This window comes from Psychroflexus tropicus DSM 15496 (genome assembly GCF_000378765.1).
Taxonomy (GTDB): Bacteria; Bacteroidota; Bacteroidia; order Flavobacteriales; family Flavobacteriaceae; genus Psychroflexus; species Psychroflexus tropicus.
This window is the reverse complement of the sequence record NZ_KB905343.1, coordinates 457,875-476,158: the sequence shown is the minus strand read 5'-3', so window position 1 is coordinate 476,158 and position 18,284 is coordinate 457,875. Positions and strand designations below refer to the sequence as shown.

Below are 18,284 nucleotides of genomic sequence, written 5' to 3'. Positions count from 1 at the left end.
TCTTATCAAGAATGAAAGTTTCCTATAAAAACATTTACAGCGTATTAAAAACGAATCGGTTTATAGTCCTAACAGTAGTTGCTTTCGCGTTTATATCGTGTTCAATTTCTCTATATACCGCATATTCAATTCACAGAAAGGCCATGAATAGCGCTTTTGCAATTAATACAGACGGAAGTATTATTCCCTTAAAATTGGTTACGCAAAAGGAAAATTTTAAGGTGGAAGCGTTGGCTCATCTTGACCTTTTTCACACCTATTTCTACAATATTAACGCAAGTAATTATGAAAAAAACTTGAAGAAGGCGCTTTGGTTAGGCAATAGTAGCGTAGACAACCTTTATCGCCAAAAGAAAGCGGATGGAGTGTATAATCGGTTATTACAATTTTCTTTAGTCCAAAAAGTAGTCAGCATTGATTCTAAGATAGAAGAACAAGGCGATGACTATAGATTTCAAACAACCACAGTATTTGAAATCAATCGTGGGGCTTCAATAGATCGCTATGAGCTTATCTCTACTGGCCGTCTCATGATAGTAGATCGTCATTTCCCAAATAATCCACACGGTTTACTCATTTCAGAATATTTCGAAAAGTCACTTAAAAGAATTAAGACTTAAAATATTATATAACTCTAAAATCAAGAACAATGAAAATAGAAAAAAACAAAATTGTGTTTACAGCTGTTCTAATGACAGTCGTCATTTTCATCATTTCCTATTCCTTTTTAGTTATAGGAGAAGATGAATCTCAAGAATTAAATCTTAAAGAGACAGCTGTCCCAGAATTAAAAGAGGAGCAAAAAGAATACAATTCCAAACTGGATGCCATTGATGACATAAAAGAGGAAAGAGAGACGAATGCACCAAGTGTATACGATGAAAACCTAATCGATTCTCTTGGGTTTTACAATTCTAATTTAGCCAACCTTCAAAAAGATCGACTCCTGGATAGTATCACTAATGTTGAGAGGAGTCGATATTCTAATGTTAACTATCAGAATCTAGGAAAACAAAAGTCTGAAAACCCTAGTCAAATTGAAATTGACTCAGTGGGTCTCAAGGAACAGCTTAAAACAGAAGCCAAAGAAATGGGGTTGGAACACCAATTATTCTTTGCTTCAAATCCTAAAGCCAAAGACCTCATATTTCTGGATAAAACAGATCCTATTCTTCATGCAGTTGTTGACGGAAATCAAGTCGTAAAAGCAAACTCACGTTTAAGAATGCGCTTGACTAAGGCTATGACCATACAGAATAAATACATCCCCAGAAATACCCCTGTTTATGGTTTTATAAGTTTTCAGCCGAATAGAGTGCTAATTGAAATTCAAAGCATCATGAATCATCCTGTAGAGCTCAAGGCCTTTGATCTTGAAGACGGGAGTGAAGGAATTTATGTAGAAAATAATTTTAGAGCTCAATTATCGACAGAAGTTATTGGAGATATGGTGGATGATATCAACATTGCCGGAATGCCACAAGTCAGTGGGTTTAAAAACATATTTCAACGCAATAATCGAAATGTAAAAGTTACAGTTCTCAATAACTATGAAGTCTTACTAAAACCTGAATTATAAATCACTAAAACACTTACCCATGAAAACTAAAATCATCACTACAGCGTTAACCATTTTTTTCATCATACTGTCAAAGCACGGCTTATCTCAGACTAATCACAGCCTTAATATGCTTGACACCATTTATGCCAACGATACCAAAAACGTCGCTTTATTCTTTCCGGATCCTATTCGTCAAGGAATAACAGGTTCAGAAAATTTTGTCTTTACTTACAATCGCGAGAAGGGCCAATATTTTGGATTACTACAAGCGAAACCAGGAAAGGAGAGTAATCTACTAGTGGTGAATAACGATGGTACAGTATTTTCCTATGTTATTAAATACAGGAAAGAGCTTGATAAACTCAATTACTTTATTCCACCTTCTAGCAGTATTGGTCATGAAGCCTCAGCAGATCTAAGCAGGGTTACTGAAAAAAAGAAAGTAGATCAATTGAACAATCGAAGCTATTACTATAGGTATTTCAGCTCCTATCTGATCAAAAGAAATCAAAGAATTGGTAGAATCAGGAATCGAAAACAAGATATCGTATTAAAGGTTGAGAACATTGTTTTTGATCAAGAAGAACTCTACTTTGTAATTGAGATCAAAAATAAATCCAGCCTGGATTATGATCTTAATTTCCTAAGATTTTCTGTAGAAACCAGAAAAAAAGGGAAAAAGAAATCCTTGCAGGACTTGTACAAAGAACCCGTTTTTAAATATAATTTACCTTCAAAAGTAGAGGCCAATGAAACGGTAAAGTTAATTTACGTCCTTCCTAAATTCTCATTAGGAAAGGATCGCAGAGCCGTTTTGGAACTCAACGAACGTTATGGTGAGAGAAATTTGAAAGTGAATATATCACATCGATTTATCAATAACCCGAATTAAGACTACAGGAGTTTTTCCTTAGTATTTACCATAAACTATCTTTGCAAAAAAGCCAAAAGCCCTTTTATGGGCTTTTTGGGCTTATTTAACCATCTATTTTAAATAAGATCTTTAAATTCTTTATTTATAGACGAAGCTATTTTTTGTGGAATATCTAATTGGTTGGTCATATCGAACCAATTTCGCCTTGCTTTTTGTACATCACTAATAATAGCTTTTGGATTTTTGATGGCATAGGCTTCTGCTATGGTCAGCACATCTTCAAGGGTGATGTCTGCTCTCTTATCATTAATTGCTAAGGCCCTGGAAATATTGGTGTAATTGGCGTTAATATTTAACGGATAAGTAATGTCGTATGCCGGAGATAAGGACCAGTTGTTCGTTTGTTTATTATAGATAAATGAATGGTTTTTCAAATGATCATCTATGTTATAATAGATCACATTGAACACCATACGCCTGAACAGCTCGATAATGTCTTTATGAGATACTTTTAAATCTAAAGCTAACCTAAATACATTTTCATAGTTACTGTTCTCTGGCTTTTTAAAATCCCAGCCCGTGAGGCCAGATACGGTGAGTACATGACGTTTTTCTCCATTTTGCCTATCGTAACGTAAGGTGGCGAAGTGTTTATTATCTATTAACTTTGAGGGCATCATGTTTATCCCTACTTCCTGAGCCATGAGGTAGTATGCATATTCTACTTTTTCTTTGTTGTAGCCCCAGTCTTCATTCATAGATAACTTGACCAGGTAATGGTTGTATGCGTCTGAATACTCTAGATCTCCAGGAATTATTTTCCCCGTTTCTTTATGTTCTGAAATCAATATTTTGGGCCGTGCACCCCCAGCCGAAGTTCCTATCTTGAAAATATTTAAAAGGGCTGCATCATTTAAAGCTTCTGCAGTCGTATCATTTTTTACATCCAACACTTTTTTTAAGACCTCCACGATCTCATCGATATGAATCGTTGATGTTTTTGGGATTTTTGCCGATGGCTGGTATTCGATCGCCCCCATTCCCCTATTGGCTACATAAGTCAGCTGTTCCAAAGGCGTAATTTTCCTGAGCGCTTTATTTTTGGCTTCAAACCATTCTTTAAAAATAATATTTCCAAACATGTCCGGCAGAGAGTCAGCAATCATTGGCGGCAGTCCTCTGAAGGTTTCTCCTTCAAATTGATTAAATACCTGAACTGGTTTTATTCGTTTAAATATGTAAGGGAATATTTTGGAGTATTGATTGGACTCCAAATAGGCCGGATTGTATTGAAAATAAGAAGCCTGTTTATCTATATCATAACCCACTTTGCCTATTTCCTGACCAAACAAAATAACGTCTATGATTTTATTTTTAGCCATCTTAATACAATGAATTTATGTCGTTACTCTTTTCTAAGTCTTTAAGGGCCTGGTATAAATTCCCTAATAAATCAAAATGGTTGACGATTTTTAAGACGGTATCTAGGGTGGCATTTTTACCATTTTCGAATTTCTGTACGGTATATCTTGATAATTCCAGCGCTTCGGCCAAGTCTTGCTGAGACATGTCGTAACTTTGTCTTTTCTGCTTACAAAGCTCACCAAGCTGTAGTTTTACCTCCTTTATAGTCACTGCGTCTATCATCCTTATGTTTATTATAATACACAAATATAAGAAAAAAACCTAAAATGTTTATTATAATACACAATTTTATCTCACTACCATATCTTTTAAATTAAAATTTTTTCGCTTTACAAATCACACTTCTAAATATCAAAATTTTTGATTTAATGATTAGTGAATTCCTATCCACTTACTTAGTAAGATATGTTTAAGCAAACCATAGGTTTAAATTGAGGCCGGTAAAAATTAATCTCAGAAATAGTTTTAAGTGTTTGTTTCAGTTCAACTTATGAAGTTTCCAAAATAGCCATTAATCTATGATTGAGATAAAGTTTTTCTTTACCCACCTTTTCAGAAATTAAAAACCCAGCATTTTCTAAATCCATGAGATAATTCCCCACAGTTTTTGGCGTACCTAGTTCGGCGTCTATTAAAAACTTTCTTTTGGTATAGGGTAATCGAAAAAGTATTTCAACAAGCTCTTTAGAATATACCTTAGGTAATTTTTCTTTAATCTCTGCAGTCATTTCCTGCATCAATCTAGTGACATCTTTTAGGCGTTCTAATCCTTTATTAGCAGTATACTCTACCATTTCAAGCATATAAAGTATCCACCCTTCCCAATCTTTGTTTTCGGTAACTTTTCGTAATTTTTTATAATAGTCTGCTTTGTTCCTGATAATGAAATCACTTAAATAAATAGCAGGTGAGTCTAGTAAATTTTTGAGCTTCAAATAAAGTAATAATAAGATTCGCCCTGTTCTGCCATTGCCATCACTAAATGGATGTATGGCTTCAAATTGATAATGCATAATAGCCATTTTGATCAATGGATCTATTTCATCTTCACCGTTTACAAAAGTCTCAAGATTGGCTAATTTTTCTCTAATTACGGCTTCACCAGTTGGAGGAGTATAAATAATTTCTCCTTTGATATTTTTTAGGGATGTACCAGGAGTTGCTCTAATACCAGCCGTATTTTTTTTGATGGTTTGTACAATTTCAATACATAGATTGGTTGAAATAAAAGGTCGGTCTTCAATGAGTTTTAATCCTCTCCAAAGCGCTTCTTTATAACTGATAACTTCTTTAGTTGCAGAATTCTCAAATTTTTTATCAGCAACTAAACTTTTATATAAATCATCATTAGTTGTAATGATATTCTCTATTTCAGAACTAGCTTTTGCTTCCTGTAAATGAATCGTATCTAAAAATAATGTAGGGTTTGGCAAGTTAGTTAACATACCATTAAGTTGAGCTAAAGCTCTACTCGCTTCGATGGTTTTACGTAATACCCTAGTGGTTTCTAAGATCGCATTAGGAGGTAGCATTGGTAAGTTATTATAGGGTATACTTTTATTAAAATCTTTCATTTTAAAATATAGGTAATTAGTACTCGTGTGATTAAAACGAGGGTAAATATACATTAAATTTACCTTTGTTTAAAACTTAGAAGTAAAATTTACTCTTGTTATTTTTTTCTTTTATTTCTGAATTAATTGATTTCAAAGCCATAAATCTATACCAGATCCTTTAAATGTAAAGAACTGTCCCTTAAATCCCCAAACATGTCTGACAAAGCGCTTGTGATCCTCTAGGCCCGCTATAACAAGCTGATGAAATACCTGAACGATTTTTAACCATCTAAATATTACGAAAGTATTTTGTTACTCTTTAAGGGTTTCTCTCCTTGGTTTATGCTGATTTATAACTCTATTGAAGTGCATTATGATGCTCTTTCGGACATCGATATACGTTATTTAATGATAAATACATCCAAAAGTGTTTCTTAATACACTTTATAGGTTTCTTTTTCAAGACCAGTCATAGATTAAAATATATGATAGTGTATTAAATAGCACTATTATAAAAACTCTGGGGGTCGAATAATTAAGTATGTATAATAGGTTAAGGATTTTTACGTATTTGATATAACTGTTTATTAAACTATATAAACGGTTATTCAAAGATTGATCTAGCCTCAGTATAGATCCTCTCAAAATTAAGTTCAAGGTCAGACTCAGAAAACTGTTTAGAGGATGGTAGTTCTCTTTTTATTGTAGGCAACTTAAAGTGTACTTTCTTATCTATTCCATCGGCATAGGTTATGAATTCGCCTTGTTTCAATCTAAAAAATACATCCGCTCGGATTTTTGGAATTTCCTTTTCACCTGTAGTCACTCTAGTGTCAAAATCAAGATTATGACCTCTGCTTACACTTTTGGTGGGATCTTTAATGATTTCAAAAAAGCGCTCATAGTATTTGGCCGTATCTGGATCATTAACTTTACCAAAAAATTGGTAGGACAAATTACTTAAAATGGCCTTACTAGCCTTATCTCCGTACATCATATCGTTTTGGATTTTGTCCTGCATCACGTATACCGTTGAGATATTATAACTCCTAAGCGTCGCTGGAATGCGATGCATATTCAGTAAACGAAGGGTCGGGGCCTCCTCCATCATTAAAAAAGATGGCTTTGAGTGACGTACACTCATTTGTTTAGTGATGGTATGCACTAGGGTTGCAATCACAGGAGAATAAGAGGTTTCAAACTTGGGATTATTAACAATGGAGATGATGGCAGGATTCGCTTCATTATTGATGTTTAGTGGCACTTCATCAGCAGACAAGGTCAAAAAAATACGTTGAGTGCTAATACGCTTGAGGGCGTTGGCCAGGGTACTTTTAACACCAGCCGTTTGGCGTTCTGAATCCTTGCCACTGATAAACGCATCAGCCATTGCTCTTGAGGTTGTATTGGTTTTCAGAAACTGTACTAAGCTATCGGTATCGAGGTATTGATAGATCGCAATGAGATGAGGCAGTGTACAGAATTGAGGATAATCTGATTTAAGCTTCCAAATCAATCCACCAATCAAACCTTCAGCAGCGTCATTAAAGAATTTAGTCGTCCCTGTGGTCCCCGATTCTCGTTGTTCCAAGAGATTTTCGATCAACACCCTTGATACTTCATTAACGCTCTCTTCATTCTCCAAATAACGCGGAGCAATGGGATTAACTCTATGATTGATGGTATCGAATGAAATAATTTTAAATGGAATGTGACCATGCTTAAAAAGGGGATAAGCCATTTCGGTTAATTCAAAATCTTTATAATCGTGAATGATACCACAAAAGCCGTGGGTCTGGAAATGTTTTAATAAGCCATATACCGCACTTTCAGTTTTACCACTACCAGCAGAGCCAATAATAGAAGCTCCCCGCTTTATATTATCTAGCTTAAATGTTCCTTTAACGGTATTAAAACGAACTTGATATTTTTTCTCTGTAGAACTAGAAGGAGTTTCCTTATGTAAAAAGACATAACAAACTGTATTGATCAATAAAAGTGGACAGACTATATAGAGAAGTATTACCACCCATGGCTGGTCATTTGACAGATAAGCTAAGATTAAAATAATCAACATACAATTAATCAGAAAAGCATAGTTAGAGAGGCGATACATCACATAGAAAACAGCACTAGTTAATGCAATGAATATAAGTATTGACATTAAATTTTCCATTTGATTTAGATGCCTATAGAACTTGATTTAATAGCTAACTCGGCACCTCGTTTTAAGCGTTTAAAAATTCGTAGTGCTAGTTGTGCCTTGCTTGTTGGAATATTGGGAAGTGTTGGAACTCCCCTTTCTCGCATTAGTTTAAATGCCATTGCTTTTTCATTACTAGGCAGTTTCATCAGAGAAGCAAAATAAATATGAGGAGACTGAATGAAATCCTTTTTTGCTCTGTAGGTTTCTACATAGTTACGTTGATAAGCAAAGAGTCGGTCAAAGGTTTTTTCAGCACGTTCATAAAACCTATCACGATCAAAGCCGCGTTTAATTTGTTTCCCGTGCATTTTTACAACAGAAGCTTTATGCTTGCTTCCAGGAGAAAGACTATAGGAGTTGGAGTCATCTTTTCGGCTGACGATGATGTGGATGTGGCTCTGATCACCAGCTTTGAGCATACCTTGAACAATGCGCTTACCGTTTTGCTGATGTGGAGCTTGGTGTTCTAAATCCGCTATTTTACGTTTTAAAGTCTTTAGATCGCCTTCCCTCCTCCCCTCTTCAATTTGCCTTAGCTCAGTTTTTAGCTCAAGAATTTGAGAAGCATAGGGTTGATTTTCTTTGATCTGCCAATCCGTCCCTTTAAATCGACGCTGATGTTCAATTTTAGCGAAGTATTTAATATCATCAACATAGATGGGTCGTCCGTTGATTTCTCGGTGGAAGGAGGCCGCATATTCCTTCATCAATTCACGCGTATAACGTTTTAAATCTTCTGTATTATTCTGTAAGCGTTTTAGCTCATACTTAGAAGGGCTTACAGTAATCGAATAGAATTTAGGCTCAGTTTTCTTGAGTTTAGCCGTGTTTGTGTCAATGGCTTTGATGACTTCACCTGCAGAAACCTGGTCTTCATGTTGACTGAAGAAATACTCTAGATTAGAGTCATCGTTGACTAAAGTATCAGTGGTTAAGTCTAGGTTTTCCTTCTCAAGATAAGCCACAAAATCTGCAGAGCTTTGAGAATAACTACCTCCTAATTTCTGTGGTGTAATGCTTATGTACATGTGTCTAAGTTTAAAAGATTAGTAAGCCTATTTGAGCTAATTATTTTTATTCTTTTCTTTTATTATCTTTTCTACAATCAAAGTGGGCTTAGAAGGCTTATGAGGCTGATTTTCAGCCTGAAATAAAGATTCTAACATGGCCAGAGTAGGTTTAGTTTGACTCTTTTCCATATCCCGCATAATGGCAATGACCGCATTGATACGTTTCAAAAGTTTAGTCTCTAATGTTTTAGCTGATGGACCTAATTTTTCTTTAGGAGAGATCTCATTATCCTGGAAAAAGTCTAACATAGTTTCCAAAGCTTCAGTGTGAGATTTGAAGTGTTGACGTGAAAAGTTTTGAAAGCGTTTGGCCGTATCCTTTTTAAATCTAATGCCAGTAAAAGAGTTCATATCTCGCCGATTTGTCGCAAAAACTTCCCTAAACATGGGAGTTGTGAAGGCATTTGTCGCAAATTCCTGAGTTTTAGAATTTTACTTGTTTCATAAAAGACTAATTATCAGTCATTTAAATACGAAAAGGAATCCGTAACATCGCGCAGCGTGTTACCCTCTTGCTTTTCCTTTTCGTCCCCAACGGGGACAAAAATCCATACAATAGGGCTTCTGATTAACATCAGCAACCCATTGCCAGTTTAGAAAACTAATTTTTCCGTAATGTTAGTGTTCTCGCTTTAAGGATATCGGCGAAAGTGGAAAGTAGATATCCCTATTAAATTTTAATGCTGAATTTTCAGCAAATTAAAGATAATGCATTTTTCTGAATACCAGAAAGCAAGCGATAAAAAAACACCTCTGAATACCAGAGGTGTTTTAAAAATTAGACCGTCAAAGGATCATTTGTATTAATATTCGCTAGGTAACATAAGCGTATCATTTACAAAAAATAAGCGCAATTCATCCAGTGGAAAATCCATAGCAAAGTAGCCGTGTTTTTCTAATAAATTATTATTTCCATCACTGTAAAGAATTACAGCTTCTGTAATAGATTTGATTTGTTCTGCTTTAGATAATCGTTTAAAGTCAATGGTAATAAACTCGCTTTTACCCATTAAGCTCTTTGCGATTACCGAAGCATCGGTTACAAGCCAAAAACATTCAGCAACTTCTGATAGATACTTGACTCCATCTGTGAATCTGGTTTTGAAGAGCGGGAGTTTTTAAACTCTTTGGCGTTGCCAATAAATAAAATATCAATCTTCAAATTGAATAATAACTCATTTTAATATATTACACTATGAAAATAGCATCACTTAACGAAGCTTTGGATTATAACGACAATAAACCAGCGATTCAAGTCTTATTGGAAACAAAAAGTTCTAAAGAAATACGGATTGTTTTTCAAAAGGGGCAAATCATGAAAGAACATAAAACCCCCTTCCCCATAGTTGTGGAAGTGTTTAAAGGCTCAATAGTCTTTGGTGTTCACGGAGGTAAGCATGAGCTAAAACAAGGAAGTATTATTGCGCTGGACGGCGGCATTCCGCACGAATTAAAAGCAACTGAAAACAGTATTGTACGTCTTTCTCTTTCAAAAAATGATAAAGTAAGTCGTGTTAAAAACATCAATACTTCAGCGAAAAAAGATTAAATACTATCATTTGAAATAGTTAATATCAGTATAATATCCTGATATGTCAATTATCTATATAAACACTTCTACATTCTCTGCAGCTGTGAAAATTAAATGATGACTTATCGTTTCATAATTTATCTAAATTGTAAATTGGCTGAATGTTATCAGACAAACAGGGTTTGAATTATAATTTTCATATTTAGTTATAAAACATCAAACCAGCTTTAAAAGATTTACAGGATGAGTACCACCGAAGAAGCCCTAAAAGAACGCATCAAAGAATTGACCTGCTTGTATGAGGTATCATCCATTATTGTTAATGTTGATTTTGAACAACTGGATGAAACTTTTCAAGCTATTTCCAAAAGTTTAAAAAAAGGCTTTCAATTCCCCGAGCAGACACGAATTTTCATTGAGACAAACAATTATTCATCCCCTGCTCTCCTACCTGGCAGTGACATAAATCTAAATTCTCCAATTCTCATATTCAACAAGCCCGCCGGACACATTATTGCTTATTTAGATGATAATAAAAGTTCTTTCTTAAAAGAAGAAAAGCAATTGCTAGACAATGTGGCTTTAAAAATAGGTACGCTGTTAGAACGCAAGGAAATTCTTGAAAATGAAGTATCGCTAAAACGACAAATGGAGCGAGCCGACAGGTTGTCTATTCTTGGAGAAATTACTGCGGGTATTGCGCACGAGCTCAACACACCACTTGCCAACATACTTGGTTTTTCTGAATTATTAAAAGATGAATTATCTGATGAGCATGAAATAAGTCGTGATGTAGATAAGATTATTGAAAACACCATTTTTTCCAGAGAAGTCGTCAAAAAGTTGATGTTTTTTGCCTGCGAAATGCCTCAGGAAATGAAGCAAGTTAATATTGTTCCAAACATAAAGAGCGCTTTAAATTTACTGGATGCTTCCTTCAAAAAATCAAAAATTAGATATGAATTAAATATCAAAGATGAGGAGTTATTTTTGAAAGCTGATACAATTCAACTCACTCAAATCATCTTTAATTTAGTGATTAATGCCATTTATTTTTCGCCTGAAAACGGTCTGGTTAACATAGAAGTGTCAGAATCTAAAGATCACATTATTTTAAAAATATCTGATGAAGGCCCTGGATTTCCAGAAGAAGCTATGGAGAAAGTCTTTCAGCCATTTTTTACTACCAAACCCACTGGTGAGGGTTCTGGGTTGGGATTGAGTGTAGTGCATGGAATTGTTACTAGTCATAAAGGCACGATCACTGCAAAAAATAGAAAGGATAAAGGAGCTATTTTTACAGTACAACTTCCAAAATCTCATTAAAATGCAACTCAAAAAAGAAAATATATTAATCGTTGATGATGATATCGATATCCTTGAGTTATTGCAGAGACACCTGCAAAGCTGGAATTTTCATACCTACAAAGCTATTTCAGTTAAAGAAGCTGTACAAATTTTGAGAGATACCAAGATTGATTTGCTCATCACTGACCTAAAAATGCCCGAAATAAATGGCTCTGAGCTCATCAAATTTGTAGCCGAACATTATCCCAAACTACCAACCTTGGTTATTACCGGATATCCCTCGGTTCAGGATTCATTGGAGGCAATCAAATCTGGCGTTGTAGATTACCTAACAAAACCATTCACTAAGGAAGAGTTGAAAACTGCCATACATAAATCAATAAAAACTGAAAATAACTCTGATGTTCCAAACACTAAAGAACTAAAGCTCGAAGACAACACCTATGGTGAGATTATAGGAAAGTCAGATAAAATACAATCCATCATAGAAATTATTGAACGAGTAAAAAACAATAAGGCTACCATCTTTATCAAAGGAGAAAGCGGAACAGGTAAGGAATTGGTGGCTCGGGCTATTCATTACAAAGGTAAATTTTCAAGAGCTCCATTTATAGCCGTGAATTGTGGTGGCATACCAGAAAATCTGTTAGAAAGTGAGTTATTTGGCTATACCAAAGGTGCTTTTACGGGGGCAGACAAAGATCGAGATGGGTTTTTTCAGGCAGCCAACGGAGGTAGCATATTTTTAGATGAAATCGGGAATGCCTCTACCGCTGTTCAGTCTCGTCTTTTGCGAGTACTTCAAGAAAAAGAAGTGGTAAAAGTAGGTGCTCAAAAAGCAGAGAAAATAGATGTTCGTGTTATTGCTGCCACCAATAGCAACCTGAAAGCTATGATAGAAAAAGAAGCGTTTAGAGAAGATCTTTACTATAGACTAACAGTAGTTGAAATTGCAGTAGCTCCTTTAAGGGAACGTAAAGAAGATATTCCACTATTGGTAGAAAAATTCCTTTTAAAATACGGGTTAGAATACAAAGACCGCTTCATCCAACTATCACAACAAGCTTTAAAGGTTTTAGAGCGCTATGATTGGCCTGGAAATATACGAGAATTGGAGAATGTGATACAAAGAGCTGTGATAATGAGCGACGGTAAAGTGGATGTTGAGCATCTCCCCGATTCACTTAAATATGACATTACGTTTCCAGAAGAAACACTTCTTTCGCTTAAAGCAGTAGAAAAGCAACATATTCTTAGAGTACTACAAGCAACTAACAATAATAAAACAAAAGCGTCCGAAATTTTAGGGATCGATCGTAAAACGATACGATTAAAACTTGAAGATTAGAGCATACTTAGTAATCAACGAAATCCTAGCTAAATCTTTTGAGCGGTTGCTGGTTCTATTTTGACCTGAAAATCAAAAGCCGGAATTCTGCTTCAAATTCTGAAGTTTAGCCGCTTTTAATTCAACTAGACCAAACTGTTTATAATCGATACAAAATCACCCACCTGGGATATATTGTACCGATTGCTATTTCTTTCCAAAATCTTACTTTAAATAATAAATATCTGATTAACTGATGTTTATACTTAAATAAGGGCTTATTAATAACCTAGTGTTTGGTATTGGCATGCAGATTGACTTATAGTCGATGTAAAAAAAATTGTAAATCTAATGAAACCAAATACTATGAGTATCTGCAATGATTGCCATCATAAAAATGGATGTGTACTAACATCACTAAAGAGTAAAGTCTGGTCTTGTAGCGAATATTCACAAGAATATGAGCAAAGTTCAGAACATACAACTGCAAAACAAGAATTAGAACAAGAAATGGCAATGGTTTAAAAAGTTGTATGACAACCATTCACAGAAAAATAGATAAATGAAAATAAAAGTTTAGAAACTTGTTAAAATTAAAACATGACAACACTCACAAAACAAATAGAGAAGAAAAAGAAATCCTCTGGCGGAAACATGATGGACAATGTACTAGAGCAATTTAATAGTGCTGCTGAATATATTGATCTACATCCTAATATAAAAAGAATTTTAAGTATCACTAACAACGAAATTGTAGTGCATTTCCCTGTTAAGTTAGACAACGGTGAAGTGGAAATTTTTACAGGCTACAGAGTTCAACACAATAACGCCTTAGGTCCTTATAAGGGTGGTCTACGCTATCATCCTACTGTTGATATTGATGCTGCCAGAGCTTTAGCTATGTGGATGACATGGAAAACTTCGTTAGCCGGACTTCCTTATGGCGGAGGAAAAGGAGGTATCCAACTAGATCCTTCTAAATACTCTGAAGCAGAACTAGAAAGAATAACCCGAAGATTCACCTTTGCTTTAGCAGATAATATTGGTCCAGAGCATGACATACCAGCTCCAGACGTAAATACAAACAGCCAAACCATGGCCTGGATAGCAGATACTTACATGAGTACAAGACCTCCGGCTGAAAGAACCGCAAATCACCACGTGGTTACAGGAAAACCGGACGGTAGTGGTGGTTTGGAAGGTAGAGATAGAGCTACTGGTTATGGAGTGTTTCTAAGTATTAAATTTTGGTCTGAACGCAATAATGAAACTTTAGAAGGAAAAAAATTTATAGTTCAGGGATTTGGTAACGTTGGATACTGGGTGTCTCATTTTCTTGAGCAAGAAGGTGCCATGTTAGTAGCAGTACAAGATGCTTTCGGCAGTATAGAAAATCAAAAAGGTATAAAAGTAGAAGATCTTCTTAATTATACTAAAGCTAATGATGGAAGTATAGTAGATTTTCCTGAAGCAAAAGCTATAAACAAGGAAGAATTTTTTGGTGTGGAATGTGAGATTCTTATTCCCGCGGCCTTAGGAAATCAAATCACAGAACGCAACGCTCACCAGGTCAAAGCTAAATTGATTGCAGAAGGTGCTAATGGCCCTACGAATGGTGAAGGTGAACGTCTACTTCTAGAGCGTGGTATACTTATTATTCCGGATATTCTATGTAATTCTGGCGGTGTTATAGGAAGTTATTTTGAATGGTTGCAAAACCGAAATGGTGAATTATGGCATCTGGATGAAGTCATGCCAAAACTTGATAAGAAAATGCGTGAATCTCTTAACAAGGTATTCGAGTATTCAGAAAAGGAAGGTATGGAACTTAGAAAAGCAGCCTATTGTATTGCTATAAAACGTATAGAAAAGGCCTATGTACAAAGAGGGATTTTTCCATAAATACTATTTAATGCACAAATATTATGAAATACAAAACATTAATAATAGAGAAAAAAGAGTATGTGTACTTAAAACGCATACTCAACTTATCAGGATATTCTGAAGATATTGAAATACAGAAGTCATTACACCGACTGAATGAGGAGATAAAAACCGCCCAGGTTCTAGATGATGAACAGATGCCAGAAGACATAATTAGATTCAACAGTAAAATAACAGTAGAATCTGAAAGTGGGTGGAAGAAAACTATACAAATAGTTACTCCTAATAAAAGAAGTGCTGCTGAAAGCAAAATATCCATTCTAACTCCTATGGGAGCAGCACTTTTTGGGTATTCTGAGGGTGATGAAGTAGAATGGGATTTTCCAGGAGGGAAACAAAAGCTGAAGCTAAAAAAGGTTGAAAAGGATCTCGAGCAAAGAGATTTTGAAGTTTCGATATAAAGAATAAATTATGAAAACTATAGACAAAGAAATTTTTAATCATGATACTGATGTGGATGTCACTCATAAAATCAACACTATAGAACTTGATAACTGGGTTAATCATCTCACTTATATTCAAAAAGAGTTGGATAATTTGATTGGTTTATGTTCTAGAGAATTGAACCACAAGTTAAAAAGCGATGAGATTTTGAAGAGGTTTGAAAAAAAAGCTGTTGAAAATGAGAATGTCTTAGGGGCCCTAAGACGATATATGAATTCTAGATCAGATATTCTGGAATGCGACGATATGCAGTGTGATATGGCCTATATACATGAACATGAAACCTATAGAAGAAGTTACTTATACCATCTGGACAAATACAGAAAATTAAAGGATGATTTTTTCGACGTTGTTCATGACAAATTAAACTTAACAGATTAAATCTAAAAAAGCCTTCTGCGCATTGGATATTGATTTATTAAAAAGAATTGAAAAACATAGGCAGCTCTGTATCAAAAAAGATTTGTTTGATTTAAGTAATTGGATAGATACATTAACATATATCAATACAGAAATAAGTTTGTTGAAGACAATTTGCCAGCAACAATTGAAGGAATACAGTGTACAAGGACATTTTAACGCAGTAAGAAGAAAAAACACATTGTTGTTGGCAAAATTGTGTAAGTATGAACAACAGCTTCACACAGATTACGAATATGGAAAAAAAGAGTATGATGTACAACGTTTTAGAGAACACGAAGCAAAAAGAAACTCATATTATTCGTTTTTAAAAGAATTTAGAACATTTAAAAAAGTAATTTATAAAGCATTGGGTCAATGAATAGGCTTGTGAATATGTATAAAAATATAGCATTCACAGAATTTGATGTTTTGGTGAATAAATTTCATCATTGATTAATATATCAATCCTCAATACTATTTAATGAATTCTACAATCCAGTACCTAAAATTACACATCGATACATTGCTAAATATCTTAACATAAAAATTATGAAATCAATTAATGATCGTAAATTTAACCTCGCTGTAGTGCTAATTGGTTTATTAATTATTGTAATTCTTTGCTGGTTAGTTCCTGCTCCTATTCTTAATTAAGAAAATACAAATCGGGTTATGAAGAAGCTTTTACAAGAAGCAGAGGAATTTGAAAACGAAAAAATGAAGCATATGTCTATGAGCGATCGTGTAGCTTCATCTCGAAAAGCTAAACGATTAATACTGGCTATCAATGAGATTTATAAAAAATCTGAAGACCCAAAGCTAATGAGTTTAATGAAACGCCTCACTAAAAAGAAACAAAAAATCGAGACCAGATTAAAAGGAAGATCCACGTCTTAAGTTTTCAAAAATTATAAGTACACTTATTTTTTTGAGTTTTTAAAAATCTGACCTTCTGTTTATCTATTAACAACAAGGAAAAAGTTTTAAGCATATTGAGTAATAAAAAAGTTATTTCAGGCTAATAAAATTTTTTTTTGTAAAAATTGACCTTCTTAAGATCATTTGTATCAGTATTCACTAGGTAACATGAGCGTGTCGTTTACAAAAAATAAGCGCAATTCATCTAACGGAAAATCCGTAACAAAGTAGCCGTGTTTTTCTAGTAGGTTATTATTACCATCACTATAGAGGATTACCGCCTCAGTATGAGATTTGATTTGTTCCGCTTTAGATAATCGTTTAAAGTCAATGGTAATAAACTCGCTTTTGCCCATTAAGCTCTTTGCGATTACCGAAGCATCGGTTATCAGCCAAAAACAGTCAGCAACTTCGGATAGATACTTTACTCCATCTGTGAATCTGGTTTTGAAGAGCGGGAGTTGATAGAACATTTCTGTCCCAGTAAAAGATTTCAAGCGCTCCTGGATCAGTTGAGCTTTAGGGGTACTCTCTGAAGTTGACGAACGATGTTGGTGTTGATTATTTGATGACATGGTTTTTTTGTTTAAGGTTAAGGTTTAAAAGAAAAAACGGGGACATGGGTCTAAACCATGCCCTCGTTTAGGTTCATTATTTACTGGTCAATCTTGCTGCCAAGTAAAAGGACCTCATCAGCGACAACTTCAGTCACATAGCGTTGAGCGCCTTCATCAGTGGTGTAGGTTCTCGTTTTAAGCTTTCCCGCTATCCCTACTTCTTTACCTTTGTAGAGGTAGTTCTCTACAATTTCTGCTGTCTTACCCCAAGCCACAACCGTATGCCAATTGGTGTCGGTTTGTTTGTCGCCTTGATTGTCTTTGTAATACGCGTTGGTGGCAAGTGAGAAACGGGCTACTTTTTTACCGCTTTCGAGGTTCGTAATGCTTGGCTCTCCGCCAAGGTTTCCAATTAACTGTACATGATTTTTTAAAGTACTCATAATTAAAAGATTTTAGGCCCGTATCTTAACAGGCAGATTAATAATTCCCCTATAGGTTTAAAACAGATTAAATTTTAAGGGGTGTTTGTTCTTTTCTTCCGTGCATAGCACAATGGGGCAAGTGGGTTTTGTCAAGGCTTTTAGGAAATAAATCAGGAGTGTCTGCGACGTGGAAAAACCAGCCTGACCAAAGGCAGGCTGGTTTTCAAGGAAGTAGAAACCTTATTTGTGGACTAAAACTCGTATAGCCTTGACAAGTTCCATAAGCGCCTTAGCCATTCTTTTTAGACCACTTAAGAGCAGAGCGTACAGATAAGTTAAGCGAAGTGAATAAGGGGGATAAACATAGAATGGGTTAGTCGCTACCTGTTTTTCGATACCCCGAAAAACAAAGAAGGCTTGATCCATTATCAACCCCTTAAAATGGGCCAGCCAGCGCTTGGATGTTTAGAGATGTTCAAGTGAGACTAGAAGAAGTCTACGTAAAACATCTAGTTAAGAACATCAAAGCGCTTGGCGTTCCTATTCAAAAAAGCGGACTTGTCTGTTTTTTGTGACGAAATGGAGTGTCCCTAACCAGTCCCGATAGCTATCGGGACGGTTAGGGTAAGCGACATGAAGGAAGCAAAACAACAGATAGGTCCAAGACTTCTAGTGAAGCTCTTTTCCTAGTATCGAGCTTTAGCGGAATACAAGGGAATGGGCTGAGCATATATAA

Annotated in this window: 19 protein-coding genes and 1 pseudogene; 11 read left to right on the top strand and 9 right to left on the bottom strand. The window is 35.1% G+C overall.

Annotated features, from left to right (window positions below):
* Positions 1-11: 11 nt before the first annotated feature.
* Genes F598_RS0107015 through F598_RS0107005 form a run of 3 tightly spaced genes read left to right on the top strand, consistent with a single transcriptional unit; the run spans position 12 to position 2,453 of the window.
* Positions 12-620 (top strand): conjugal transfer protein TraK, encoded by a 609-nt coding sequence (locus tag F598_RS0107015; protein ID WP_026302569.1) that lies wholly within the window; start codon positions 12-14, stop codon positions 618-620.
* A gap of 29 nt (positions 621-649) precedes the next feature.
* Entirely contained in the window at positions 650-1,579 is a 930-nt protein-coding gene (traM, locus tag F598_RS0107010) for a conjugative transposon protein TraM (RefSeq protein ID WP_019038324.1), read from the top strand.
* A 19-nt stretch (positions 1,580-1,598) separates the two neighbouring features.
* Positions 1,599-2,453 (top strand): DUF4138 domain-containing protein, encoded by an 855-nt coding sequence (locus F598_RS0107005; RefSeq protein ID WP_019038323.1) that lies wholly within the window; start codon positions 1,599-1,601, stop codon positions 2,451-2,453.
* A 98-nt stretch (positions 2,454-2,551) separates the two neighbouring features.
* Here F598_RS0107005 and F598_RS0107000 read toward each other — a convergent pair whose 3' ends face one another.
* From F598_RS0107000 to F598_RS15595, 7 genes and pseudogenes are all read right to left on the bottom strand, one after another.
* Positions 2,552-3,817: a type II toxin-antitoxin system HipA family toxin gene (locus F598_RS0107000; protein WP_019038322.1), complete on the bottom strand. Its 1,266-nt coding sequence runs from the start codon at positions 3,815-3,817 to the stop codon at positions 2,552-2,554.
* A gap of 1 nt (position 3,818) precedes the next feature.
* Positions 3,819-4,082, bottom strand: a complete 264-nt coding sequence (locus F598_RS0106995; protein ID WP_019038321.1) for a helix-turn-helix transcriptional regulator — start codon at positions 4,080-4,082, stop codon at positions 3,819-3,821.
* Between the two features lie 266 nt (positions 4,083-4,348).
* On the bottom strand, positions 4,349-5,434 hold the full coding sequence (locus F598_RS0106990; protein ID WP_019038320.1) for a Fic family protein: 1,086 nt from the start codon (positions 5,432-5,434) through the stop codon (positions 4,349-4,351).
* A 586-nt stretch (positions 5,435-6,020) separates the two neighbouring features.
* Positions 6,021-7,580 carry a type IV secretory system conjugative DNA transfer family protein gene (locus F598_RS0106985; protein ID WP_425413759.1) on the bottom strand — a complete coding sequence of 520 codons (1,560 nt, stop codon included), beginning with the start codon at positions 7,578-7,580 and terminating at the stop codon, positions 6,021-6,023.
* Positions 7,581-7,597: 17 nt separating this feature from the next.
* Positions 7,598-8,650 (bottom strand): MobB family relaxase, encoded by a 1,053-nt coding sequence (gene mobB, locus F598_RS0106980; protein ID WP_019038318.1) that lies wholly within the window; start codon positions 8,648-8,650, stop codon positions 7,598-7,600.
* 36 nt (positions 8,651-8,686) lie between these two features.
* Positions 8,687-9,043: a BfmA/BtgA family mobilization protein gene (locus tag F598_RS0106975; protein WP_019038317.1), complete on the bottom strand. Its 357-nt coding sequence runs from the start codon at positions 9,041-9,043 to the stop codon at positions 8,687-8,689.
* A 452-nt stretch (positions 9,044-9,495) separates the two neighbouring features.
* Positions 9,496-9,792 (bottom strand): annotated as a pseudogene (locus F598_RS15595) (DUF6876 family protein); the annotation flags it as partial.
* A 95-nt stretch (positions 9,793-9,887) separates the two neighbouring features.
* On the opposite strand from F598_RS15595, the gene F598_RS0106960 reads away from it, so the two are divergent.
* From F598_RS0106960 to F598_RS0106925, 8 genes are all read left to right on the top strand, one after another.
* Complete coding sequence (locus F598_RS0106960; RefSeq protein WP_019038314.1) at positions 9,888-10,241, top strand: cupin domain-containing protein; 354 nt, start codon at positions 9,888-9,890, stop codon at positions 10,239-10,241.
* Between the two features lie 225 nt (positions 10,242-10,466).
* Positions 10,467-11,549 carry a sensor histidine kinase gene (locus F598_RS0106955; RefSeq protein ID WP_019038313.1) on the top strand — a complete coding sequence of 361 codons (1,083 nt, stop codon included), beginning with the start codon at positions 10,467-10,469 and terminating at the stop codon, positions 11,547-11,549.
* A gap of 1 nt (position 11,550) precedes the next feature.
* Entirely contained in the window at positions 11,551-12,879 is a 1,329-nt protein-coding gene (locus tag F598_RS0106950; RefSeq protein WP_019038312.1) for a sigma-54-dependent transcriptional regulator, read from the top strand.
* 579 nt (positions 12,880-13,458) lie between these two features.
* Complete coding sequence (locus F598_RS0106945; protein WP_019038311.1) at positions 13,459-14,760, top strand: Glu/Leu/Phe/Val family dehydrogenase; 1,302 nt, start codon at positions 13,459-13,461, stop codon at positions 14,758-14,760.
* 23 nt (positions 14,761-14,783) lie between these two features.
* Positions 14,784-15,203 carry a GreA/GreB family elongation factor gene (locus tag F598_RS0106940; protein ID WP_019038310.1) on the top strand — a complete coding sequence of 140 codons (420 nt, stop codon included), beginning with the start codon at positions 14,784-14,786 and terminating at the stop codon, positions 15,201-15,203.
* Positions 15,204-15,213: 10 nt separating this feature from the next.
* Complete coding sequence (locus tag F598_RS0106935; RefSeq protein ID WP_019038309.1) at positions 15,214-15,627, top strand: hypothetical protein; 414 nt, start codon at positions 15,214-15,216, stop codon at positions 15,625-15,627.
* 22 nt (positions 15,628-15,649) lie between these two features.
* On the top strand, positions 15,650-16,027 hold the full coding sequence (locus tag F598_RS0106930) for a hypothetical protein (RefSeq protein ID WP_019038308.1): 378 nt from the start codon (positions 15,650-15,652) through the stop codon (positions 16,025-16,027).
* A 293-nt stretch (positions 16,028-16,320) separates the two neighbouring features.
* Entirely contained in the window at positions 16,321-16,545 is a 225-nt protein-coding gene (locus F598_RS0106925) for a hypothetical protein (RefSeq protein ID WP_019038307.1), read from the top strand.
* Between the two features lie 170 nt (positions 16,546-16,715).
* Here the strand turns inward: F598_RS0106925 and F598_RS0106920 are convergent, their stop codons facing one another.
* Positions 16,716-17,141 carry a DUF6876 family protein gene (locus F598_RS0106920; protein WP_019038306.1) on the bottom strand — a complete coding sequence of 142 codons (426 nt, stop codon included), beginning with the start codon at positions 17,139-17,141 and terminating at the stop codon, positions 16,716-16,718.
* Between the two features lie 80 nt (positions 17,142-17,221).
* The gene (locus tag F598_RS0106915) at positions 17,222-17,566 is read right to left on the bottom strand and encodes a single-stranded DNA-binding protein (RefSeq protein WP_019038305.1); all 345 of its coding nucleotides are present in this window, start codon (positions 17,564-17,566) and stop codon (positions 17,222-17,224) included.
* Positions 17,567-18,284 lie beyond the last annotated feature (718 nt).